The 22,635-nt window shown below is 68.9% G+C and carries 21 protein-coding genes; 9 read left to right on the plus strand and 12 right to left on the minus strand.

The features are described 5' to 3' along the window. Positions 1–17 precede the first annotated feature (17 nt). From sodC to OQ789_RS05440, 5 genes are read left to right on the plus strand one after another with little or no spacing between them, the layout of a single operon-like run. The gene (sodC, locus tag OQ789_RS05420; RefSeq protein WP_324684001.1) at positions 18–659 is read left to right on the plus strand and encodes a superoxide dismutase[Cu-Zn]; all 642 of its coding nucleotides are present in this window, start codon (positions 18–20) and stop codon (positions 657–659) included. Beyond that, on the plus strand, positions 640–1,779 hold the full coding sequence (locus OQ789_RS05425; RefSeq protein WP_324684239.1) for a glutamate--cysteine ligase: 1,140 nt from the start codon (positions 640–642) through the stop codon (positions 1,777–1,779). The genes sodC and OQ789_RS05425 overlap by 20 nt, the downstream gene beginning before the upstream one ends. Continuing rightward, positions 1,779–2,417 carry an LON peptidase substrate-binding domain-containing protein gene (locus OQ789_RS05430; RefSeq protein ID WP_324684002.1) on the plus strand — a complete coding sequence of 213 codons (639 nt, stop codon included), beginning with the start codon at positions 1,779–1,781 and terminating at the stop codon, positions 2,415–2,417. Before OQ789_RS05425 ends, OQ789_RS05430 begins: the two co-directional genes overlap by 1 nt. Before the next feature lie 22 nt (positions 2,418–2,439). Next, positions 2,440–3,462 carry a TIGR03617 family F420-dependent LLM class oxidoreductase gene (locus OQ789_RS05435; RefSeq protein WP_324684003.1) on the plus strand — a complete coding sequence of 341 codons (1,023 nt, stop codon included), beginning with the start codon at positions 2,440–2,442 and terminating at the stop codon, positions 3,460–3,462. Next, positions 3,459–4,277 (plus strand): enoyl-CoA hydratase-related protein, encoded by an 819-nt coding sequence (locus OQ789_RS05440; protein ID WP_324684004.1) that lies wholly within the window; start codon positions 3,459–3,461, stop codon positions 4,275–4,277. The genes OQ789_RS05435 and OQ789_RS05440 overlap by 4 nt, the downstream gene beginning before the upstream one ends. Here OQ789_RS05440 and OQ789_RS05445 read toward each other — a convergent pair. The 6 genes from OQ789_RS05445 to OQ789_RS05470 all read right to left on the minus strand — a co-directional run bounded on the left by OQ789_RS05445 (position 4,272) and on the right by OQ789_RS05470 (position 11,043). Continuing rightward, entirely contained in the window at positions 4,272–4,856 is a 585-nt protein-coding gene (locus OQ789_RS05445; protein WP_324684005.1) for a TetR/AcrR family transcriptional regulator, read from the minus strand. The two genes, OQ789_RS05440 and OQ789_RS05445, sit on opposite strands and share 6 nt — an antisense overlap. Next, positions 4,853–5,764 carry an SDR family NAD(P)-dependent oxidoreductase gene (locus OQ789_RS05450; RefSeq protein ID WP_324684006.1) on the minus strand — a complete coding sequence of 304 codons (912 nt, stop codon included), beginning with the start codon at positions 5,762–5,764 and terminating at the stop codon, positions 4,853–4,855. The genes OQ789_RS05445 and OQ789_RS05450 overlap by 4 nt, the downstream gene beginning before the upstream one ends. After that, complete coding sequence (locus OQ789_RS05455) at positions 5,761–7,218, minus strand: acyl-CoA reductase (protein WP_324684007.1); 1,458 nt, start codon at positions 7,216–7,218, stop codon at positions 5,761–5,763. Before OQ789_RS05455 ends, OQ789_RS05450 begins: the two co-directional genes overlap by 4 nt. After that, positions 7,215–8,651, minus strand: a complete 1,437-nt coding sequence (locus OQ789_RS05460) for a hypothetical protein (RefSeq protein ID WP_324684008.1) — start codon at positions 8,649–8,651, stop codon at positions 7,215–7,217. Before OQ789_RS05460 ends, OQ789_RS05455 begins: the two co-directional genes overlap by 4 nt. A gap of 172 nt (positions 8,652–8,823) precedes the next feature. Continuing rightward, positions 8,824–10,029: an MFS transporter gene (locus tag OQ789_RS05465; RefSeq protein ID WP_420716043.1), complete on the minus strand. Its 1,206-nt coding sequence runs from the start codon at positions 10,027–10,029 to the stop codon at positions 8,824–8,826. A gap of 180 nt (positions 10,030–10,209) precedes the next feature. Continuing rightward, complete coding sequence (locus tag OQ789_RS05470) at positions 10,210–11,043, minus strand: DUF2867 domain-containing protein (RefSeq protein WP_324684009.1); 834 nt, start codon at positions 11,041–11,043, stop codon at positions 10,210–10,212. Positions 11,044–11,064: 21 nt separating this feature from the next. Between OQ789_RS05470 and OQ789_RS05475 the strand changes: the two genes are divergently transcribed. Next, positions 11,065–11,661 carry a helix-turn-helix domain-containing protein gene (locus OQ789_RS05475; protein WP_324684010.1) on the plus strand — a complete coding sequence of 199 codons (597 nt, stop codon included), beginning with the start codon at positions 11,065–11,067 and terminating at the stop codon, positions 11,659–11,661. Here the strand turns inward: OQ789_RS05475 and OQ789_RS05480 are convergent. Genes OQ789_RS05480 through OQ789_RS05490 form a run of 3 tightly spaced genes read right to left on the minus strand, consistent with a single transcriptional unit; the run spans position 11,635 to position 15,421 of the window. Continuing rightward, positions 11,635–13,830, minus strand: a complete 2,196-nt coding sequence (locus OQ789_RS05480) for an AAA family ATPase (RefSeq protein ID WP_324684011.1) — start codon at positions 13,828–13,830, stop codon at positions 11,635–11,637. The genes OQ789_RS05475 and OQ789_RS05480 overlap by 27 nt on opposite strands. Continuing rightward, the gene (pssA, locus tag OQ789_RS05485) at positions 13,827–14,690 is read right to left on the minus strand and encodes a CDP-diacylglycerol--serine O-phosphatidyltransferase (RefSeq protein WP_324684012.1); all 864 of its coding nucleotides are present in this window, start codon (positions 14,688–14,690) and stop codon (positions 13,827–13,829) included. The genes OQ789_RS05480 and pssA overlap by 4 nt, the downstream gene beginning before the upstream one ends. Next, positions 14,687–15,421, minus strand: coding sequence for a phosphatidylserine decarboxylase (locus OQ789_RS05490; RefSeq protein ID WP_420716044.1), 735 nt, complete (start codon positions 15,419–15,421; stop codon positions 14,687–14,689). The genes pssA and OQ789_RS05490 overlap by 4 nt, the downstream gene beginning before the upstream one ends. Before the next feature lie 65 nt (positions 15,422–15,486). Between OQ789_RS05490 and OQ789_RS05495 the strand changes: the two genes are divergently transcribed. Continuing rightward, entirely contained in the window at positions 15,487–16,683 is a 1,197-nt protein-coding gene (locus OQ789_RS05495; RefSeq protein ID WP_324684013.1) for an MFS transporter, read from the plus strand. Here OQ789_RS05495 and glp read toward each other — a convergent pair. Together glp and OQ789_RS05505 are read right to left on the minus strand one after the other, a co-directional pair. Beyond that, positions 16,680–17,882, minus strand: a complete 1,203-nt coding sequence (glp, locus tag OQ789_RS05500; RefSeq protein WP_324684014.1) for a gephyrin-like molybdotransferase Glp — start codon at positions 17,880–17,882, stop codon at positions 16,680–16,682. The genes OQ789_RS05495 and glp overlap by 4 nt on opposite strands. Before the next feature lie 19 nt (positions 17,883–17,901). Beyond that, positions 17,902–18,837 (minus strand): SDR family NAD(P)-dependent oxidoreductase, encoded by a 936-nt coding sequence (locus OQ789_RS05505; RefSeq protein WP_324684015.1) that lies wholly within the window; start codon positions 18,835–18,837, stop codon positions 17,902–17,904. Positions 18,838–18,896: 59 nt separating this feature from the next. Between OQ789_RS05505 and OQ789_RS05510 the strand changes: the two genes are divergently transcribed. Both OQ789_RS05510 and OQ789_RS05515 read left to right on the plus strand, forming a co-directional pair. Then, positions 18,897–19,373 carry a VOC family protein gene (locus OQ789_RS05510; protein ID WP_324684016.1) on the plus strand — a complete coding sequence of 159 codons (477 nt, stop codon included), beginning with the start codon at positions 18,897–18,899 and terminating at the stop codon, positions 19,371–19,373. Continuing rightward, on the plus strand, positions 19,370–20,806 hold the full coding sequence (locus OQ789_RS05515; RefSeq protein WP_324684018.1) for an NAD(P)/FAD-dependent oxidoreductase: 1,437 nt from the start codon (positions 19,370–19,372) through the stop codon (positions 20,804–20,806). Before OQ789_RS05510 ends, OQ789_RS05515 begins: the two co-directional genes overlap by 4 nt. Positions 20,807–20,827: 21 nt before the next feature. Here the strand turns inward: OQ789_RS05515 and OQ789_RS05520 are convergent, their stop codons facing one another. After that, positions 20,828–22,579 carry a CocE/NonD family hydrolase gene (locus OQ789_RS05520; RefSeq protein ID WP_324684245.1) on the minus strand — a complete coding sequence of 584 codons (1,752 nt, stop codon included), beginning with the start codon at positions 22,577–22,579 and terminating at the stop codon, positions 20,828–20,830. Between the last annotated feature and the right edge of the window lie 56 nt (positions 22,580–22,635).

Here is a 22,635-nt window from a genome sequence, read left to right on the forward strand (position 1 = left end):
GCGATAGGCTGCTGGCTATGCGAAAGCTGCCTCCTTTGGTTTTGGCCGGTTCTGTCGCGCTGCTGGGCGCCTGCTCGTCACCCCAGCACGCGTCGTCGGTGCCGGGCACCACCCCCGCGATCTGGACCGGATCTCCGTCGCCGTCGGGAGACAAGGCTGCGGAGCCCGGACCCGCGACCGCTCCGCGCATCACCACGCATCTCAAGGCGCCGGACGGCACTCAGGTCGCGACCGCGACGTTCGAATTCAACAACGGCTATGCCACCGTCACCATCGAGACGACGGCCAATGGTGTACTCGCGCCTGGCTTCCACGGCGTGCACATCCACCAGGTCGGCAAGTGCGAGCCCAACTCAGCCGCCGCGACCGGCGGCGCGCCGGGCGACTTCCTGTCCGCCGGCGGCCACTTCCAGGCCCCCGGGCACTCGGCCGAGCCCGCCAGCGGTGACCTGCCCCCGTTGCAGGTGCGCAAGGACGGCTCAGGGACGCTGATGACCACCACGGACGCGTTCGCCATGGAGGATCTGCTCAGCGGGCAGAAGACCGCGATCGTCATTCATGCGGGTGCGGAAAACCCCGCACCGGGTCCGGAAGGCATGACGATGACTCCCGGTGACGCCGGCAAGCGGGTGGCGTGCGGTGTCATCGGCGCCGGCTAAAAGGGCCATCCCCCGTATCGATTTCGCCCGTTCACCCCGGCCGACCCTCGGGGTCGAGTGGGAGTTCGCCCTCGTCGACGCACGCACCCGCGACCTGAGTAACGAAGCCACCGCGGTGATCGCCGAGATCGGCGAAAACCCGCGCGTACACAAGGAACTGCTGCGCAACACGGTCGAGGTGGTCACCGGCATCTGCCGCTCCGCGGGTGAGGCCATGGAGGATCTGCGGCAGACCCTGGGTCCGGCCCGCCGTGTCGTCCGGGATCGCGGCATGGAGCTGTTCAGTGCCGGCGCACACCCGTTCGCGCAGTGGAGTTCTCAGAAGTTCACCGACGCCCCGCGATACGCCGAGCTGATCAAGCGCACCCAGTGGTGGGGACGGCAGATGCTGATCTGGGGTTTGCACGTGCACGTCGGCATCTCCTCGCCGAACAAGGTGATGCCGATCATGACGTCGCTGCTCAACTACTACCCGCATCTGCTGGCGCTGTCGGCGTCCTCGCCGTGGTGGACGGGTGTGGACACCGGATACGCCAGCAACCGGGCGATGATGTTTCAGCAGCTGCCCACGGCGGGGTTGCCGTTCCAATTCCAGACGTGGGCCGAATTCGAACGTTTCGTCTACGACCAGAAGAAGACCGGCATCATCGACCACGTCGACGAAGTCCGTTGGGACATCAGACCTTCCCCGCACCTGGGCACGCTCGAAATGCGGATCTGCGACGGCGTGTCCAACCTGCGCGAGCTGGGCGCGCTGGTCGCGCTGACGCACTGCCTGGTGGTCGACCTGGACCGCCGGCTGGAAGCCGACGAGTCGTTACCGAGCATGCCGCCCTGGCATAACCAGGAGAACAAGTGGCGCGCCGCCCGCTACGGCCTGGACGCGGTGATCATCCTGGACGCCGACAGCAACGAGCGGTTGGTCACCGAGGATCTCGACGACGTGCTGAACCGGCTCGAGCCGGTGGCCAGGAAGCTGGACTGCGCAGACGAGCTGGCCGCGGTGGCCGACATTCCCCGGCAGGGCGCCTCCTACCAGCGCCAGCGCCGAGTGGCCGAAGAACACGACGGCGACTTGCGCGCGGTCGTCGACGCGCTGGTGGCCGAACTGGATATCTGATGACGGAAACCCTTGAGCTACCGATGTTCCCGCTGGAGTCGGCGCTGCTGCCCGACCAGGACCTGCCGTTGCGGATCTTCGAGCCGCGCTACGGCGAACTGGTGCGACGCTGTCTGGACACCGGCGACCCGTTCGGGGTGGTACTGATCTCACGCGGGCGCGAGGTCGGGGGTGGCGACGCGCGCTGCGACGTCGGCGTGCTGGCCCACATCGCGGACTGCGTAGACCACGGCGCCGGCCGGTACTCGCTGAATTGCCGTACCGGAGAACGCATTCGGGTTTCCGAATGGTTGCCCGACGACCCTTATCCGCGCGCGACGGTCACGCCGTGGCCCGACGAGCCCGGCGATGTGGTGTCCGACGCGCAGCTGCTCGACGTCGAAGACCGGGCCATGGCGCTGTTCGAGCGGATCGCGCGGGCGCGCGACATCACGCTGCCGGGCCGCGAGGTGATCCTGGGGGACGACCGGGGTGGTCCGGCGGGCAACCGACTGTACGCGCTGGCGTCTCGCATCCCGATCGGCACGGCCGACCGCTACTCGGTGCTATCGGCGCCGGGGGCCGCCGAGCGTCTCGTCGCGCTGCGCGAGGCCGTGAACGCGGTCGCCGAGGTGGTGGAGTTCCAGCTTTCCGAATAGTGATGCGCGACAGGAGTTTACGATGAGGGTTCACCTGCAGGTGGACGGCTCCCCGACGCTGGCGGCGCGCGGTGCCGCCGACATCGCCGCGACGGGCGCAGACGGACTTTTCACCTTCGAGGGCCAGCACGACGTCTTCTTTCCGCTGCTGATCGCCGCCGGAACGACCGGCCTGGACCTGATGACCAACGTGGCGATCGCCCCGCCGCGCAGCCCGCTACACCTGGCGCACTCCGCCTACGACCTGCAGCTCTACAGCGGCGGCCGGTTCCGGCTGGGCCTCGGCTCACAGATCAAGGCCCACATCGAAAAGCGTTATGGCAGCACGTGGGACCGGCCGGCACCGCGGATGGCCGAGGCCATCGCGGCCATCAAGGCGATCTTCGGCGCGTGGGAAGGACGGGCCCGCTTGGATTTTCGCGGCGACTTCTACACGCACACCATCATGGCACCCAACTTCAATCCCGGGCCCAACCCGTTCGGGCCGCCGCCGGTGCTGCTGGGCGCGCTGGGCCCGGTGATGACGCGCACCGCGTCCGAGGTCGCCGACGGCCTGTTGGTGATGCCGTTCAACAGTGCCGACCACTTCGCCGAACGCACCGTGCCCGCCATCGGGGAGGGGCTGCGCCGCTCGGGGCGGACGTTCGCTCAATTCCAGATCATCGCCCAGGCGATGGTCGCCGTCGGCCGCGACGAGGCCGATCTGGCGGCCGCGGTCAACGGGGTGGCTTCGCTGATCGCGTTCTACGGCTCGACCCCGGCCTACCTGCCCGTGCTGCAGGTCGAGGGGTGGGCCGAGGTCCAGCCCGAGCTCAATGCGCTGTCCAAGCAGGGCCGGTTCGCCGAGATGCGCCGGCTGATCACCGACGAGATGGTGGGCCGGATCGGGATCGTCGGCACGCCCGAGGAGTGCGCACGCCAGATCGCGGCGCGGTTCGGCGAGTACGTCACCGAGGTGTGTTGCTACTTCCCCGGATACACGCCCCGCCCCGCCGACGTCGCCGACATGATCGGCGCCCTGCACCGGGCGCCGGCCGTGCCATGAGCGCGCACCTGACGGTCGAAATCGACTCCGGCGTGGCGGTACTCACGCTCAATCGGCCCGACCATCTCAACGCCTACACTGCCGAGATGGGTGCGCTGCTGAGCGGCGCCTACCGCGACTGCGACGCGAACGACGACGTCCGGTCCATCGTGCTGACCGGCGCGGGCCGCGCCTTCTGCGCCGGTGCCGACTTCTCCGGCGCGGCAAGCCCGTTCGACGCCCCGGCGGATGAAGGCGCGTTCTCGGCGTCACCGATCACCCCGGCCGCCTTCGAGTTGCGTAAGCCGGTGATCGCCGCTGTCAACGGCCACGCCATCGGCATCGGGCTGACCATCGCGCTGCAGGCCGACCTCCGCATCCTCGCCGCAGACGCGAAATACGGTGTGGTGCAGGTCCGCCGGGGTGTGATCCCCGACTGCATGGCGCATTGGACGCTGAGCCAGCTGGCCGGCCTGGGGGTGGCCGCCGACCTCCTGCTCACCGGGCGCACCTTCGACGGCGCGGAGGCCGCCGCGCTCGGCGTCGCCAACCGCGCCCTGCCCGCCGATCAGGTGCTCGACCACGCGCTGACGTTGGCCCGCGACATCGCGGTCAACGTGGCACCGATGTCTGCGGCGCTGTGCAAACGGCTGTTGTGGGACAGCGCGATCAACCGCTACACGCCGCGACAGGTCGCGGCGCTGGAAACCCTGCTGCACCAGCGGGTGATGGGCGGCGCCGATGCCGCCGAGGGCGTGGCGGCATTCCTGGACCGCCGCCCGCCGGGCTTCACCGCACGGCTGTCCCACGAGTGGACGCCGCTTCCCGAGCTATGAACCGGCGTCCGCTGTGAGCAACGTGGACAGTGCGGCGCCGAGGTTGTGCAGGTTGGCTTCCAGCGAGTAGCTCCGGTCGAGCGTCCAGTTGAGGATGCCCCCGGACAGGGCGCCAACCATGATGTCGGCCAGCGTTTGTGCGTCGTGGCGCGCGCCGACCTCACCGCGCGCCACCCCCTCCTTGACCAGCTCGACGAAGGTGTCGTGCAGGTTGGATCCGCGCTGAATGCCGTAGCCGCTGGTGGTCAGCATCTCGCCGATCATCTCGCGGTAGGTGTCGCCCGATCCGGCCAGCGTCGCGGCGATGTCGTCGAACACACCGACCAGTCGCGCCGGGATCGGTTCGTCGGCGCGGTCGAAGACGACATCGTGCAGGTTGACCAGCCGCTGTTCGGCCAGCGCGCGGACCATGTCCTGCCGGGTGGCGAAGTGGTTGAAAAACGTCCGGTTCGCCACGTCGGCGCGTTCGCAGATCTCCTCGATGGTGGTGACCGCGACCCCGTGGTCCAAGAACAGGTCGAAGGCGGCCGTGAGAATTCTCTCCCGCACCTCGCGTTTCCGACGCTCAATCCTACTCATGCTGTGGCACAGAGCTTTTCGGACAGCTCCCACAGCTCTGCGGCCCGCCGCTCGTCGCGAGCATGGGGAGCAGCCGCGCTGATGCCGCAGTCTTCCAGGTAGAGCCCACCGCGGTCCGCCAGCTCCGGGCTGACGGCCGCCCACACCTGGGTGGCCGCGCCCTGCTCCGGCGTCGCGAAGTCGAGGAAGCCGTCGGAAGGCTCGGGGCGGTTCGCGGCGGCGAGCTTGCGCAGCCGCGAGAAGTCCTCGCGGGACATGTACCGTGCGAGTGAGGTGGCCACGGTGCCGGGATGCACGGCGTAGGCGCGGATTCCGAGGTCACGCAGACGCCGGTCGGCTTCCAGCGCATGCAGGATGTTCGCCGTCTTGGACGCCCCGTAGGCGGCGAACTTGTCGTAGTCGCGGCGCTCCCAGTTGGGGTCGTCGAAGTCGACGTCACCCAGCACGTGCCCGCCCGACGACAGGGCCACGATGCGGGCACCACTGGCGGCCGCGAGCTGGGGAATGAGCAGCCGGGTGAGTTCGAAGTGTCCGAAATGGTTTGTCCCGATCTGCAATTCGAAGCCGTCCCCGGTGCGGCCGAACGGTGTGAACATGACGCCGGCGTTGTTCATTAGCACATCGACGACTGGGGTGATGTCGCAGATCGCGACGGCCGCCGCGCGCACGCTGGACAGCGCGGTGAGGTCGAGCGGCACCGTCGGGGTGCGGGCGCCGGGCACCTCGGCCGCGATCCACCGGGCCGTCTCCGTGAGCGCCTCCGGGTTGCGGGCGGCCAGGATGACGCGGGCGCCCGCGGCGGCCAGCGCCCGGGCCGACTCGCGGCCCAGCCCCGACGACGCCCCGGTGACGACACATGTCTTGCCGGACAGGTCGATTCCATCGACGAGCTGCAGCGCGGTGGTCATGCCTGCGCGACCGCCCACAGCGGGATGACGACGCTCGGGTCGCATTCCTCGTCGACGATCCACCTGCACATCCGCCGGATCGGCTCGATGGCGTCCTGGGGCATGGCGAGTGCCACGCTGCAGGCATATCCCAGACTGGTCAGTCGCTGGGCACCGAACAACGGCAGGGTGTCGCGCAGCCGGCGCTTGAGCGATTCGGGGTAGATGCCGATGGTCTGGGTGTAGGCATTCACGGCGGCGGTCACCTTGTCGATGCTATCCACCGGCACGATGTTGGCGACACGGCCCGACAACATCGGCGAATAGTCCACCGGCTCATCGATTTGCGAGACCACGATGGCGCCCTCGCGTTGCTCGCCTCCGATGACGCGATAGAAGTCCTCGGCCATCCGCGAGGCCTCGACGTGCTCGAGCAGTTCGCGGTTGGGATAGCGCGGCGCGGTGCTGACCACCGCGGGCAGCCGGACCAGTTCGGAGTAGATGAGTTCGCCGAGCCGGTTGGCGTCGGCCAGGCCCGCGGCGTCGGTTCCGGTGAGCGCGTAGATGACCCGGGCGTTGGCGCAGCCTTCCTGGTTGGCCACGCCGATGTCGATCGCCGCGCGGCGGGCCACCTCGCGCAGCGTCGCGTCGTCGGCGAACGCCTCGGCGCCGATGATGGTGGCGCTGCGTTTGGGGTCCAGCGCGATCAGCTCCAAACCGGGCTGAATGTAGCGGGTCACGTGTTTGACCGACGCCAATCCGCCCCAGGCCACGATCTTTTCGAGATGGTGGGGCTGGTAGAGGGTTTCCTCGACGGCCAGATCGCCGCCCTTCCAGTAGCCGACGACGAGATGCCTGGTGATGGGGTGATCCGGCGCGACGTCGGCCAGGGCGCGGGCGATGGCGACGGCGGTGAGGGGATCGTTGGACGGCGCCTTGATGATGGCGTCCGAGCGGGTGATCACCGAACGCAGGATGGTCACCGCCGAGACCAAGCCGCCGTTGCCGGCGGGGATGTGCAGCACGCGCGACCCGAAGGCGCGCACCCGCAATTCGCGACCGTCGCCCAACCGGTGCGGCACCCAGCCGTTCAGGTAGTCGAGCCCGACCTGGGTGTCGGCGATCTCGAGGACGTTGTCGCGGGAAAACAGCGGTGGCAGCACGCGATAGCTGTTCTGCAACATCTCGGCCGGCAGCACGTTGGCGACCAGCGAGGCTTCGTAGGCCTCCTGCAGGTGGACGTTCGTCTCGAAGTCCAGCGCGTCCCCGAGCGCGGCGAGCACGTCGAGGATTTCGTCGAAGCTCAGCTCGTAGAGGTCGCTGAGCTGTCCCGGGTTCTGCAGCGGCAGGCGCTCGACGTGCTTGCTCATGTCCGGTGCCTGGAATTGTGCGGCGCCGACGCGGGCGTCGAACGGCACCAGGTCGTCGGTGATGACCCGGCCCCGCAGGAAGAGCGGGACGGTGTAGGCGATCACAGCTCGACACCCTTCATGAAGTCGAGCGCCTCGTTGTGCACCTCTTGCGTTGCGGCGCAGGTGATCCGGTCGTCCTCGACGCCCCGCTTCTCGCTGTAGCGGATGATGTCCCGCTCGAACGCGACGCTGGCCTGTCCGCACGGGCACCGCAGATCCCAGTCGATGGTGACTTCGTCGCCGGAGATGACGCCACCCCAGTGGGCGCGCAGCAGGATGTCAAAGACGGCGGCGCGGCCGGTCTGCACGCCGGTGCGGGGCAGGGGCTCGCTGGTGTCGGGGTCGAGCACGAAGGGGATGACCCACGGCGCCACGTGGTAGCGGCCCTGGCTGCAACCCCAGTGGAAGGTGCTCGATTCGGAGAAGCCGTACCCGACCTGGATGCGGTCGACGCCGAGGAAGTCTTTGATGACGTCCATGAAATCGTCCGGCAGCGCAACGCCTTTCATGCCCCCGCCGGTCAGGATCGCCGAGTCGGGGGCGAACACGCTTCGCACTCCACGCTCGAGACCGGCCCTGGCGATGTCATACATCTGGTGATAGGCGCTCGTCATGAACACCCGCTTGCCGCGAAGCTGCTCGGTGATGCGGGTGAAGAAGGCCTCCAGGTCCTGAGCCTGGCGCGCCTGCATGGCGATGAACTCGTCCTTGCGGGTCGCCAGCGCCGGATCGATCTCGAGACGGTCGAGTTCGCCGCGCGACGCGGCCGCGCGCATCTTGGAGGCCAAAAACATCAGGTCGGTGTCGACCGCGCCGGGGTAGAGCGCGTGGAATCTGCTTTCGTCGCCGCCGGTGAAACTCCGCTTGATCATGTTGGCGATGCGCAGATGGCCGAGCTTGCCGCCGGCGAAGTTGGGCCACACCACATCGACCGACGGGTTGAGTTCGGCGTCGGTCGGTTCCCGGCCGAAGGTCTGGAACAGGCAGATCTTCCACAGCGTCATGCCTTGTTCGGCGCCGCGCTTGTCCTTGGGCAGGATCGAGATGGTGCCGGTCGTTCCGCTGGAGGTGATGACCTCCAGCGGAGTCTGCTCGTCGAGACGGTCGATCCAGTCGTCAATCCCGGTGCAGCCGGTGGTGTCCACGCCCGACAGGTCATAGCTGGTGAGCTTGTCCAGCCAGCGAGTCATCAGGTCGAAGCGCTTCTTGTCGATCAGCGCCGCCGGGTATGACTTGAACGCTGTGTGCGAGAACAGCAGGGGGACAACGTTATTGAAGTCATCGAGCGCGCTGATTCCCAGGCGGTCGGCCAGCTTGCGCAGCATCTCGATGCTTTGGTAGTGCTCGGCAAAGCGGATGCTCATGGCCTGGCGTTGTAGCTCTTCCAGTTCCGCGCGACCGATGCTGTGCATCTGCGTATAGGACTGGCCGAAGAAGCCAATCGGGTCGTTCATGAAGTCGCGCACGGACCGTGCTGTGTTTTGCGTGACCGTCATCAGGGCTCCCTCGATTCGTTGCCGTCGCTGAGAGGTCACCATAGCCGCGCTATGCAGTTGTACGCAAGATTGCAGTTAACTGCAACTACTGGCAGGTTTCGAGGACTGGAACTCGACAAGTGCCTGCTCATCGAGAACTCGCCTGTGACAGCAGCGGCCGAGCGATGACGATCTACGCCTCATTGCTGTCCGTGTGTTCAGGGGGATCGTGCACCGGCAGCAACGGCAACGCCGTCAGCGGAAACACAGCGCACGCCGCCCAGGCCCACGGGTAGCCGGCGGCCATGATCAACTCCGCGAAAACGGGGGGCGCGACCGCAACCACCAACCTCTCGAAGGTGTTCTGTTTGCCCAGTGCCCATCCGCTCCAAAAGGGCCCGGCAATTTCGGGGATCGTCGTGAACGGCAGACCATTGTCGCCCGTTATCGCCGATGCGACGACCATGACGGCCACCGCAACTCCCCAACCCAGCTGATCGGTGAGCGCCAGCACGATCATCACTGCCGAGGTGGCGATGGCGATCCTTCGGAGCGGCCGCATCCGTGACCCGATACGATCCGCCCACCGGCCCGACGCGATGCGGGCCATTGCGCCGAGTAGTTGCGAGACACCGACCATTGCGCCTGCTAGCGCCATCGACAGGCCGCGCTCGCTCATGAACCAGACCAGCATGAAGGTCAGAACCACCGGCTGGGGCACCATCAGCAGGGCCGAGGCGATGTGGATGCGCCACAAAGGCGTCCCGCGGTACAGGTCAGCGACTTCTCGAACGCTGACATCAGCGCGTGACGGGCGCGGTGGATCGGTTACCCCGATGAGGCTCCCCAGCGCTGCCACCGCGCACAGGCAGGCCGAGAACAACAGCGCCGTCGACAAGCTACGTTTCGCGAGCTCTGGTATGACCAAGGCCGCCAAGGCAATCCCCAATGGCTGCGCGGTTTGTCGGATGCCCATGACCAGAGCGCGCTGGTGCGCGGCAAACCAGCCGGTCACCAGGCGACCGCTGGCGGTGATGCAACTGGCGGCCGACATCCCGCCGAGTATGAGGAAGGCCCCCACCGCCATCATCGAATGCACCGATGCCGCAGCGACGCCCGCCGCCGCCGTCAGTCCCAGACCCAGGGTAAGGGTTATCCGTTCACCGATGCGGTCGAGCAGATAGCCCCAGGGGATCAAGGTGAACATCATTCCGACGCTTGGCATCGAGGCAAGCAAGGCGGCCTCCGACAGGCTGGTCCCGCGGTGCGCCAGCATAGGGATCAGGAAGGCGACGCCATTGATGAAGACGTTGGCCGACAGCGAAGCCAATTGCGAGACAACGAGCATCGACCATCGCCGGGCGGTACCAACCTGTTCAAGCGCCTGATTCGTCGTCAACGTGGCGCGCTTTCAGCAGCGTTGGCGCTCGCAACATCAGTTGGCCTGCCGTCGGACGGGCGCCGCATGCCTTGTCTCGCCCCCTACTCGCACGGAAACACGTTTGACGACCTCAGCGCCGAACCGCGCACCCGATTGAGTCGTGTGGCAGCCATACCCCCCAAACCCCGGGCCTACACGTCATGGCCGGATCAGCGCCGACTCGGCAGTGCCTCGGCCGGCGCTGCGCCGCATCAGCCGTGGCGCCACCACCCGATGCAGCGGGCCGATCAACGCCCAGACCGCCCGGGCGGCGGCCCGGTGGCGGTAGTGCAGCCGGGTGGTCAGGACCGCCCGGCGGCCGTCCTGGCGGCGCAGCGTCAGCTCGCCGCGCATCAGCGGTCCGCGCGTCGCCAATACCAGCTCGTCGGGATCCGAGCGGACGATCGGCCAGCCGATGAGGTGCCCGGGGGAGCGGGGCGGACCCAGCCGCAGCCTCAGCACGTTGCGGTGGATCCACAACACCAGTCGGCCGCCCGCGCCCGGCTTGTCGCCGAGGCCGTCGCGAAAGGCTTGTTCGGCGGTGCGGGCGTCACCGGCGGCGATGGGCACCTCGAACACGTCGACGTAGTCGGCGGCGGTCTCGCCGATCTGCGCCCGCTCGTCGAGCATCGCCGCGGCAACGCGTTTGAGGGTCTGGCGCACGACCACGCGGTGCCCGCCGCTGCCGATCACCAGCGCCCGATAGGCCTTGCCGTGAATGCCGGGGAAGTCGGCCCAGGTGACCGCCCGCAGCCGGGTGCGGGCACCGTCGAGTTCGTCCAGCTCGAACACCCACCGGTAGACCGCGAACAGATGCCGGCCCTTGAGTGCGAACCGCGCCGGTGGGACGGCCTCGTCCAGGGCGAAGCCGAAGGGCACGGTCGACGGGTCGTGCGGGTCGCGGCACATCACCCGCAGCAGCGCCGCCCACGTGTCTTCGCGACCGGCGTCGATGGTTATGGCATGCTCGTCGATATAGGGTAATCGTTCCATATAGAAGGAATGTACTAGATCATGGCACCCCCGCGGAAGCACGAAACCGATGTGATCCTCGACGCAGCCCGAGCGCTGGTGCTCGACGGCGGCCCGCGCGCGGCCAGTGTGGCGGCCATCGCGAAATCCAGTGCCGCACCTGCGGGCACGCTGTATCACCGGTTCGGCAATCGCGACGGCATCCTGACGGCGGCGTGGCTGCGCGCGCTGGAACGGTTCCAGGCCCGGGCGCTGGCCGCCGAGGGCGAGACCCCGACGGACACCGCCGTGGCGATGGCCGTGGCCGCCGTCCGCTTCGCACGCGCACTGCCCGAGGACGCGCGCCTGTTGTTGACCATCCGGCCCGGTGACCTGCTCGACGACGAGCCGGACGCCGCATTCCAGCAGCGGCTGGCCGCGATGAACGCCCCGCTGACGCGGCGGGTCGCCGCGCTCGCCCGGCAGCTCTACGGCAACTCCCGGCCACGATCGGTCGACGCGGTCGCGCGAGCGGTCGCCGACCTGCCCTACGCCGTGGTGCGGCGCCACGCGCACGACGACCCGATGCCGACCTGGCTGGAAAAAGACGTGGCGGCCTCGGCCCGCGCGGTGCTAGAGAGCTTTGGCGAACGCCCGTAGCGACTCGACCTGTGCGGGATCCAAAGAGGGGCGGACGTTTTCGCGTGCCGCCGCGAGGTCGGCGGCCGTCACATCGGTGGCGTCGATGGAGCGACGCATGGCCGTAAGCGCGGCCTCCCGCAGCAGCGCCACGCAATCGGCCGCACTGTAGCCGTCGAGCCCGGCCGCCACCTGGTCCATGTCGACGTCGTCGCTCAGCGGAATCGATTTGCCTGCCGTGCGCAGGATTTCGCGTCGTGCCGCCGCGTCCGGCGGTTCGACGAAGACCAGCCGCTCCAGCCGGCCTGGGCGCAGCAGCGCCGGGTCGATGAGGTCAGGCCGATTGGTCGCGCCCAGCACGACCACGTCGCGCAGCGGGTCGACGCCGTCGAGCTCGGTCAGCAGCGCGGCCACCACCCGGTCGGTCACACCCGAATCGAAGCTCTGTCCGCGCCGCGGGGCCAGCGCGTCCACCTCGTCGAGGAACACCAGCGACGGCGCCGAATCCCGGGCGCGCCGAAACAGTTCGCGCACCGCCTTTTCCGAGCTGCCCACCCATTTGTCCATCAGCTCCGAGCCCTTCACGGCATGCACGGACAGCTGCCCGGTGCTGGCCAGAGCCCGCACGATGAAGGTCTTGCCGCAGCCCGGCGGCCCATACAGCAGCACCCCGCGCGGCGGGTCCACACCCAGGCGCGCGAACGTGTCCGGATGCTGCAACGGCCACAACACGGCCTCGGTCAGCGCCTGCCTGGCCTCGGCCATGTCGCCGACGTCGTCGAGGCTGATGTTGCCGACGCTGACTTCCTCGCTGGCCGAACGGGACAGCGGCCGGATGACGGTCAGCGCACCGACCAGGTCCTCCTGTTTCAGCGCGGGCGGCTGCCCGTCGGAGCTGGCCCGCGACGCCGCCCGCAGCGCCGCCTCGCGCACCAGCGCGGCCAGGTCGGCAACAACGAAACCCGGTGTGCGCGAGGCAATTTCATCGAGCTCAAGGTCGCCGGTGGGCACGTTGCGCAGCAACGACTCCAGCAGCGCTTTGCGGGTGGCGGCGTCGGGCAGCGGCAGGCCCAGCTCCCGGTCGCACAGATCGGGGGCCCGCAGCCGGGCGTCGAGCTGGTCGGGTCGCGCGGAGGTGGCGATCAGGGCGACGCCGTCGCCGGCCACGGCGGTGCGCAGCTCGCCCAGGATCAGCGAGGCCACCGGCTCGGCGGTGGCCGGCAGCAGGGCATCGACGTCGGTGATCAGCAGCACGCCGCCCCCGGCGCGCACCGTCTGTACCGCCGAGGCGACGGCCTTGAGCCGGTCCTCGGCGCCCAGCGCGCCGACCTCGGGCCCGTCCAGGGTTACCAGCCTGCGGTCGCCGCACACCGCGCGCACCAGCGTCACCTTGCCCACGCCGGCCGGGCCCGACACGAGCACGCCGAGGTTGGCGCCGGCGCCCAGCGTCTTGAGCAGGTGCGGTTCGTCGAGCGCCAGCTTGAGCCATTCCACGAGCTTGGCCGCCTGCGGCTGAGTGCCTTTGAGCTCCTCGACGACCATCTCCGGCCTGGCGACCTCGACCGAAACCTGCGGCGCCGCCCCGGCGCCGGAGGGCACCCCGGTGCCCCAGGTGACCAGCGTGTTGGGCTGCACGCTCACCGGTCCCTCGGGGTCGACGCCGGTGACGGTGAGCAGCTCGGAGGTCCAGCTGATGCCCACCGCGGTGGCCAGCGCGCGGGTGGCATCCGACGTGGAGGTGCCCGGGCCCAGGTCGCGGGGCAGCAGCGAGACCGCGTCACCGACGGTGATCACCTTGCCCAGCAAGGCTTGTCGCAGCGTGACCGGCGTGACCGACTGGGTGGCCAGTGCCGAGCCGGACAACGTCACCGACCGCGCGCCGTAGACGGTGACCGTGCCGACCACCACCGCGGTGCCCTCGCGCAGCCCCGCGTTGGACAGCGTCACGTCGTCGAGCAGCACGGTGCCAACGGCCGCGTCCGGGCCGGCCAGGGCTGCCACGGCCGCCGTGGTGCGCGACCCGATCAGCGACACCGCGTCCCATTCCCGAATGCCCAGTGCAGCAACGACATTCGGATGCAACCGCACGACACCGCGGCGAGAGTCGACGGCGGAGGTGTTCAGCCGGGCGGTCAGGGTGAGCTGGCGGACCGAGCCGGAGCGGCCTGCGTCGTCGCCGGAGCGACTCACGGCACGCGCCTGCCCGGCTTGCGCAGGCCCAGTCGCGCCACCGACCGGCGGTTGGGCTGCGCCCGGCGGATCGCCCGCCGCGCCGCGCGGCGCTGCTTGGGTTCGTCATCCCACGCTTCGGGGTGCGCGGCCAGCCAGCGCGAGTTGCGGATGGCGAACGGCACGTGGCACAGGTAGGCGACGATGATCACCCAGATCAACAGGTAGGGCGCCAGCACCGCCGCGGCCGCGCAGATCGCCAGCACCGCCAGCAGCGGCGCCGCCCAGCTCGGCGGCACCGCGACGGCGTGCATCTTGCGCATCGGGATCTTGCTGACCATCAGGATCGAGGTGCCGGTGATCCAGATGCACAGGAACAGCGGCGATGTCCACCAGCCGTCGCCGAACTGCAGCTTGAGTCCGATGAGCCCGATCATCGAGATCGCGCCGGCCGGCGCGGGCATGCCGACGAAGAACTCGTGCGCGTAGGCGGGCTGGCTGCCGTCGTCCTGCAGGGCGTTGAACCGTGCCAGCCGCAACACCACGCAGACCGCATAGAGCAGGATCACCACCCACCCCGCCGGCGACGAGGTCAGCAGCGTCACGTACAGCACGATCGCGGGTGTCACGCCGAAGTTCACCGCGTCGGCCAGCGAGTCGATCTCTTCGCCCATCCGCGACTGGGCGTCCAGGATGCGGGCCACGCGCCCGTCGAGCCCGTCCAGGATGGCGGCCGCGGCGATCAGCGCCATCGCGGCCTTGGGCTGGTGTTCGAGAGCGAAGCGGATCGACGTCAGTCCCGCGCACACGGAGAGCACCGTCATGGCGCTCGGCAGGATCTGCAGGTTGACCGGCGGGCGCGCGCGCGGCTTGCTGATCATCGCAGTTCGGCCAAGACAGTCTCACCGGCGATCGCCCGCTGGCCGACTTTGACCAGCGGTTCGCAGCCCGCAGGCAAGTAGGTGTCCAGCCGGGAGCCGAACCGGATCAGGCCGTAGGTGTCACCAATCGTCAGCTTGTCCCCGACGTGTGCGTCGCAGATGATGCGCCGGGCCAGCAGCCCGGCGACCTGGACCGCGACCACGTCCGCCCCGTCGGCGGTGCGCAGGTGCAGGCTGGTGCGTTCGTTCTGGGTGCTCGCCGCGGCCAGGTCGGCCGAGCCGAATCGGCCCGGCCGGTGCTGCACGGCGATCACCTCGCCGGTGACCGGGGCGCGCTGCACATGGGCGTCCAGCACTGACAGGAAGATGCTGACGCGGGGGAGCGGCGCGTCGCCCATGCTCAGTTCGGCCGGCGGGGCGGCGACGTCGATCACGCAGATCTCGCCGTCGGCGGGTGCGACGATCGCCCCGGGCCTGGTTGGCGGCACCCGCGGCGGATGCCGGAAGAACCCCGCGCAGGCGCCGGCGGCGAGCAGGCCCGCCCGCCGCACCCATCGGTGCCTGCGTCCAGCGAGGGCCAGCGCCAGCCCGGCGCCGATGAACAGCCGCCCGGCCGGATGCACCGGGGGGACGGCGGAGCGCACCAATTCCAGCGCATGCTGCGGGCTGAAGCCCGGGTCCGGGAGCGCAGGGCCTTCCTGAGACAAAGGGGTGCGAGGGCGTCGTGCCACGCGGCTATCTTACGGAGCCGGCGGCTGATTCGTATCGGCCCGCAGCGGGAACGCCCACCTCCGACATGCAATCGAACCAGCGGCGGGCAACGCAGTTGCGCCGGACGAAAGTCACGGTCACCGCCGTCTTCGTCGCGCACGGTCTGGTGTTCTCGTCCTGGGCCGCCCACATTCCGCACGTCAAGGCCGAGCTGGGGCTCTCCGACGCGGCGCTGGGCACCGCGCTGTTCGGCGCGCCGGCGGGATCGCTGGTGGCCACGCTGCTCAGCCACTGGGCGCTGCCGCGCTGGGGCAGCCACCGGTTGATCCCGGTCACGCTGGCCGGCTACGTCGCGGCCGGGATGACGGTCGGCCCGGCCGGATCCGCGGCCGCGCTGTTTGCGGCGCTGGCGCTGTGGGGGCTGTTCCAGGGCGCGCTGGACGTCGCGATGAACACCCAGGCCGGCACGGTCGAGAGGCTCGCCGGGGCGCCGATCATGGCGCGGTTCCACGGCATGTGGAGCGTCGGCACGCTGGCGGGCGCCCTGATCGGCGCGGTGTGCGTCAGCGCGGGCGTCGGCCTGACCACCCAGCTGACGGTCGTGGGGCTGACCGTGCTGATCGTGGTGGAACCATTGACCCGCCGCCTGATCCGCGACCCCGCGGCCGCGTCGCCGGCGCCGGACCGGCGCGAGCGGGCCGGGATGACGCCGGCGGTGGCGATTTTGGCGGCCGTGTCGTTCGCGTCGTTTCTCTGCGAAGGCGCCGCCACCGACTGGTCGGCCAACTACCTGCGCAACGTCGTCGGCGCCGGCCCGGGCGTCGCCGCGTTGAGCTACGCCGCCTACACCGCCGCGATGGTCATCACCCGGTTCGGCGCACCCCGGCTACACCGGCGGGTGTCCAGTCGGCGGCTGCTGCCGGCGCTCGCCCTGATGGCCGTCGCGGGCATGAGCGTGGCGCTGGCCGCCTCCAGCGCCTGGGTCAGCGTGCTCGGCTTCGCCGCGCTGGGTGTGGGTGTGGCGCTGCTGGTGCCCACCGCGTTCAGCGCGGCCTACGGCGTGAGCGGCGGCGGATCGACCATCGCCCTCGTGGCCGCGACCGGTTGGACGGGTTATGTGCTCGGGCCGCCGCTGATCGGCCACCTGTCCGGCCGGGTGGGGTTATCGGCGGCGCTGGCCACGATTCCAATCATGATGGCGATGGTCGGCGTGGCGATCCGCTGCTCCCCGGCGTTCGACCGGGCCGACGAGTTCCATCGGGACGCGGCTGAGCCGGCCTAGCGCAGATCCCAGACCTGCAGCCGGGTTCCCTCCGGCACCTCGACGACGTCCTCGGGGATGTCCAGCAGCCCGTTCGCCGACGCCAGCCAGCGCAGGTGGTGCGACGCCGACGGCCCGTAGCCGGTGACCGTGCCGGCGCCGTCGAGCACCGCGCGCCGGAACTGGCGCTTGCCGCGCGGCGACGTCAGCGACTCGGCGAGGACCGCGTCGCGGCGCGGGCGGTCCGGGTCCGGCAGGCCCATGGCCCGGCGCAGCGCGGGCCGGATGAACACCTCGAAGGACACCAGCGCGCTGACCGGGTTGCCCGGCAGCGTGACGATCGTCGCGCCGGCCACCCGTCCCACCCCCTGTGGCATGCCCGGCTGCATCGCGACCTTGACGAACTCCACGCCCTGGTCGCCCCCGCGCCCGAAGGCGTCCTTGACCACCTCATAGGCACCCGCGCTGACGCCGCCGCTGGTGATGATCAGATCGGTGCCGCCCGCGTACCGCTCGATGATCGAACGGAATTGGGCCACTTCGTCTTTCGCGGTCGCGACGGCGACCAGGTCGGCGCCCGCATCCCGGACCGCGCCGGCCAGCATGATCGAGTTGGACTCGTAGATCTGCCCCGGCAGCAGCGGCGTGCCCGGCGTCACCAGCTCCGATCCGGTCGACACGACCAGCACGCGCTGGCGCGGGATCACCGGCAGCCCGGCGATGCCCAGGGCCGCGGCCAGTCCGAGCGCCGCGGGCGCCACGACCTGACCCCGGCGCAAGACGGTGGTGCCGGGGGAGACGTCCTCGCCCGCGCGGCGGATGTGCTTGCCGGCCTCGCGGGGGCCCCGGATCGACACCACGCCTACGCCGCCGTCGGTGTCCTCCACCGGCACGACGGCCGTCGCCCCGGCGGGCAGCGGCGCGCCGGTCATGATCCGGTGCGCCGTCCCGGGACGCAGCGTCAGCTCGTCGGTGCGCCCGGCCGGAATGTCCTCGGCGACGGGCAACACCACCGGGTCTTCGGGCGTGGCGCCCGCCGTGTCTTCGGCGCGCACCGCGTAGCCGTCCATCGCCGAATTGTCGAACACCGGCAACGCCAGCCGCGCCACCACGTCGTCGGCCAAGGCCAGGCCCTGGGCGTCGGTCAGCGGGACCGCGACCGGCGGGCGCGCCCGAATCAGCCCGGCGACAATCCGCTGGTGTTCGGCGACGGAACGCATCGCAGCCATTATCCCCGGGTCAGACGGGGAAGCTGACGCCGGTGAGTTCCTCGGAGACGGCCCATAGCCGGCGCTGCAACTCCTGGTCGTGGGATTGGGCGCTGGACTTGACCAGCTTGGGGCGGCCACGCTGCTCGAGGAACCCGGCCGGGCCGTAGTACTGCGCGCCCTGGACGGCCGGGTCGGCGGCGGCCCGCAGCGTCGGCAGCGCGCCCATGGCCGGGCTCTGGAACAGCACCGGCCCCAGCACTCCCGCCACCGGCCGGAACACGCTGGGCAGGTTGCGGGTCAGCTCGGTGTTCGAGCCGCCGGGGTGCGCCGCGACGGCAATGGTCTTCGCGTCGGCCTTGGCCGCGAGCCGGCGCTGCAGCTCGTAGGTGAACAGCAGGTTGGCCAGCTTGGATTGCCCGTAGGCCGCGATCCGGTCGTAGCCGTGTTCCCACTGCAGGTCGTCGAAGTGGATCGCGGCCCGCAGCCGGTGCCCGAGGCTGCTGACCGTCACCACTCGCGAATCCCGCACCCCCAGCAGGTTCTCGAGCAGCAAGCCGGTCAGCGCGAAATGGCCGAGGTGGTTGGTGCCGAACTGCAATTCGAACCCGTCCCGGGTGACCTGCTTGGGCGTCCACATCACCCCGGCGTTGTTGATCAGCAGGTCGATGCGCGGGTAGGCCGCGCGCAGCGCGTCGGCGGCTGAGCGGATCGCGTCCAGGGAGGTCAGATCGAGCTGCTGCAGCGTGACATCCGCGCCCGGGCTGGCGGCGACGATGCGCGACAGCGCCGTGTTGCCCTTCTCCAGGTTGCGCACCGCGAGCACGACGTGGGCGCCGCGGTGGGCCAGTACGGCGGCCGTCTCATAACCGATGCCGGTGTTGGCACCGGTGATGACGACGACGCGCCCGCTCTGATCCGGGACGTCACCCTCCGACCAATTGCGGGTCTCGGCGTTTGATTTCATGCGCCACAACGTACTCGCCGCGGGTTCGGCTCGACACCAGCGGACGTAGAGTCGAGAACGTGATCACCGGGCTGGCCCACACCGGGGTGTGCGTTACCGACTGTGAGGCCGCGGTGGCGTTCTACCGCGACGTGTTGGGTCTGCAAGTGCTCTCGCCGCCCTATGTGATGGCCGGTAACGCGATTCGCGACGACATGGGCGAGCTGGTGCCCGATCCCACGATGAAGGCCGCGATCGTGGGCTTGCCCGGCCCGGATGGGATAGGCGACCGGGTCCTCGAGGTGATCGAGTACGTGAACGTCGATGCCGGCGCGGCGGACAGGGCCCTGACCGACGTGGGGCTCTCCCACGTCGGTCTGATCTGCACGGACATCGATGCCACCCGCGCCGAACTCGAGGCCAAGGGGGTGCGGTTCCTGGTCAGCGGAATCGCCGACGTCGCGCGGGTGCGCACCAGCTGGTTCGTCGATCCGTTCGGCGTGACCTTCATCCTCGTCGAGAAAAGCCGGCCCGAGCGACCGTATTTCGCGCAATGAGGCCCCCGCAGGTCGGCATTATCGGCGCGGGCGCCGGCGGCATCGCGATGGGCATCCAGCTGGCCTCCGCGGGATACGACTTCACGATCTTCGACCGCGCCGACGGCTTCGGCGGCACCTGGCGGCACAACACGTTTCCGGGCGCGGCCTGCGATGTGCCGTCGCACCTGTACTCGTACTCGTTCGCGCCCAATCCGCGTTGGAGCAAGACGTATGCCAACCAGCCCGAGATCCTCGCCTACCTGGAGAAGGTCGCCGCCGACCACGGGCTCGGCGCACACCTGCGGCCCAACACCGCGGTCGCCACGGCCCGCTGGTCGGACAGTATGCGGCGCTGGACGCTGGTCACCGAGGGCGGCCGGGAGCACGACTTCGACCTCGTGGTGAGCGCGGTCGGAATGCTCGACATGCCGTATATCCCCGATATCCCTGGGGCGGAACGATTTCGGGGACGCCAATTCCATTCCGCGCGGTGGGATCACAGTCGGTCGACGGCGGGGGAGCGGGTCGCCTCCATCGGTACGGGTGCCAGCGCGATCCAGTACGTTCCGGCGATAGCCCCGGAAGCCGCGCAGCTCACCGTATTTCAGCGGACCCCGATCTGGATCGCGCCGAGGTTCGACTTTCCGTTCACCCCCGAGCAGCACGAGCTGTTCGAACGCGACCCCAGTGCCGCGCAAAAGCTACGTGACGACGCATTCGACGCCTACGAATCGGCCAGCTTCGATGTCGATGCCCAACAGACTTATGACGCGACCGAACTCGCGCGCAGCTACCTCATGCGCAAGGTGGCCGATCCCGAGTTGCGGGCCAAGCTGACGCCGGACTATCCGGCCGGATGCAAACGGCCGCTCATGTCGCGGGAGTGGTATCCCACCTTCGCCCTGCCACATGTCAAGCTGGAAACCACCGCCATCACTGAGCTGACCGAACGCGGCGTGCGCACGGCCGACGGCGTCGAACACGAGGTCGACACCATCATCTACGGCACCGGGTTCACGGCCGCCGACTACTTGGCCAGTATCGACGTGTACGGAACCGGCGGGCGTCGCCTTCGCGACGACTGGGCCGATGGCGCCGAGGCCTACCTCGGCACGCTGATCGCCGGATATCCAAATTTCTTTACGCTCTATGGCCCCAACACAAATGGGGTCAACTCGATCATCTACATTCACGAGACGCAGACGACCTTCATCCGGCACATCCTCGACGTGATGACCGGCCGCGGCGCCCGCACCGTCGCGGTGACGGCCGACGCGCAGCGGCGCTACAACGATGAGATCCAGGCCGAGATGCAGGGCAAGGTCTGGCTGGCCTGTACCAACTACTTCCGCCATCCCAGCGGCAAGGTCGTCACCCAATTGCCATACAGCGGAAAGGAATTCTTCGAACGCACCCGCAGCATGGCCGCCGGCGACTATGAGTTTGACTGAGTTCGGCCGAGACGTCAGCTTTCAAAGGACCGGCAGCAACAGCCGCGACGATGAACGGACGGTATTGAGGCTGCTGGTTCCGACGGTCGCATGGCGGAAGTTCATGATCACCGGGGCCCCGGGATTCCAGTCATCGCTGCACAGCGTCAACCGGACACGGTGTCCGCGGCGGAATCGGCGGGCGTTGGGCACCAATGGGATTCGATATATGACGTCTTCACCGATTGGCACCCCGGCCGCGGTTCGGCACGGCAGAATTGGCGCGCCCGGGCGGCTGGCATCTTCGTCGACATCGCGCATGCTGGCCCTTAGCCACCCACCGCTGAGATGGTCGACGAGAGAACCGTCTTCGGCGATGTCGGACACCACGACTATCCACGCCGTGTCCAACGCCGTTGCCGAGGCGACCAGGCGTAGTTCGATGTCGCCGGCCACGTCGAGGTCGTCCGCCAACGGTGCGCTGGTCCAGGTCAGCATCGCGGGCGGATCGATCACGCTGGGCTTGGGTCGATTGAGCCCAGCGCCCAGGGCCATGTACTCGCGGTCGCCGGGTTCGCCCTCGTCGGTGGCCAGGACCCCGTCGGCGCGGAGGGCGAATTCACGATGTGAGCCGCCCGGCGGTGGCCACGACTCCACCGCCCGCCACTCGGCGGCTTCGGGCAGGAAGTAGCGGAATGCAGGCCCCTCCAAAATGCCCGTGTCCTGTCCCTTGAGCCAGTGGTCGTACCACGCCAGCGCTTCGATGTGCAGGCTCTCCCATGGCCAGGTCATGCCGAACTTGCCGAGCATCGCAACACGCACACAGGGACTCTTGATCAACTTGGGCAGCATCGAGAAGGTCGAGGGCAGATGAAGCGGCGCGTTTTCCCAGTCGCAGCCCAGATAGATTGGGATATCGATCTTTTCGAGCAGCGGTGTCAGATCGCGATCGTCCCACCAGGCGTCCCGCAGCGGGCGCTTGACGACGACATCGTGCCAGAATTCGTCCCACGGACGGGGCGGGTGAGGCAGCCTCATCAGCACATCGAGGATTCCGTTGGCCGACTCGCCGTTCATGGTGGCGAACTTGCGGTGCAGGCGTGGCCGGTTCAGGATGCGGCGGGCGACAGCGAACGGTGCGCTGCGATAGAACCGGTCACTTTTCGGTGCCGTGAGTCCGAGCATTGACAAAAACGAACTGGCGAACGCCGTGCTGACCAGGCCGTGATGTGACACGCCATCGTAGATATCGGCGGTCGCTCCGAACGGGAAGATGGCCTTCAGGTGCGGCGGTCGCTCGACAGCGGCCTCGAGTTGGGTCATCGCGAAGTAGCTGATTCCCAGCATGCCCACATTGCCGTCGCACCAAGGTTGTTCGCCGACCCACTCGATCAGGTCGTACATGTCGCGACGTTCTTGACTGTCGAAGAAGCTGAAAACCCCGCCCGAGCCGCCGGTCCCGCGCAGATTGACGATGACGTGCACGTAGCCGCGCGGCACCCAGAAGTCGGTGGCTCCGGCCTCGATGAACCCCGCCGGTGCGCCGAGGTCCTGCAGTTGTCGAGCATATGGCGATGCGGCCACCAGCGCTGGAAACGATCCTGCGGCATCCGGGCGAAAGATGTCGGCCACGAGTTCGATTCCGTCTCGCATCGGGATCCTGACGTTGATGTGGCGACGCGTGCGATACCGCGGGTGGCTCAGGTTCCGGTACTCGCGGTCTGACGTCTGCGGGCCGTTCAGTTGCCGTTGGCCGCGCTCGGTTCCGGCGACGCGATTCGAGACGGTGCGCATGCGTGCTCCCAGAAGTTTCACCGTGCGTTGAGATTATGAATTTCACCATACGTTGA

Origin of the sequence: Mycobacterium sp. 94-17 (genome assembly GCF_035617725.1) — a bacterium.
Lineage (GTDB): Bacteria > Actinomycetota > Actinomycetes > Mycobacteriales > Mycobacteriaceae > Mycobacterium.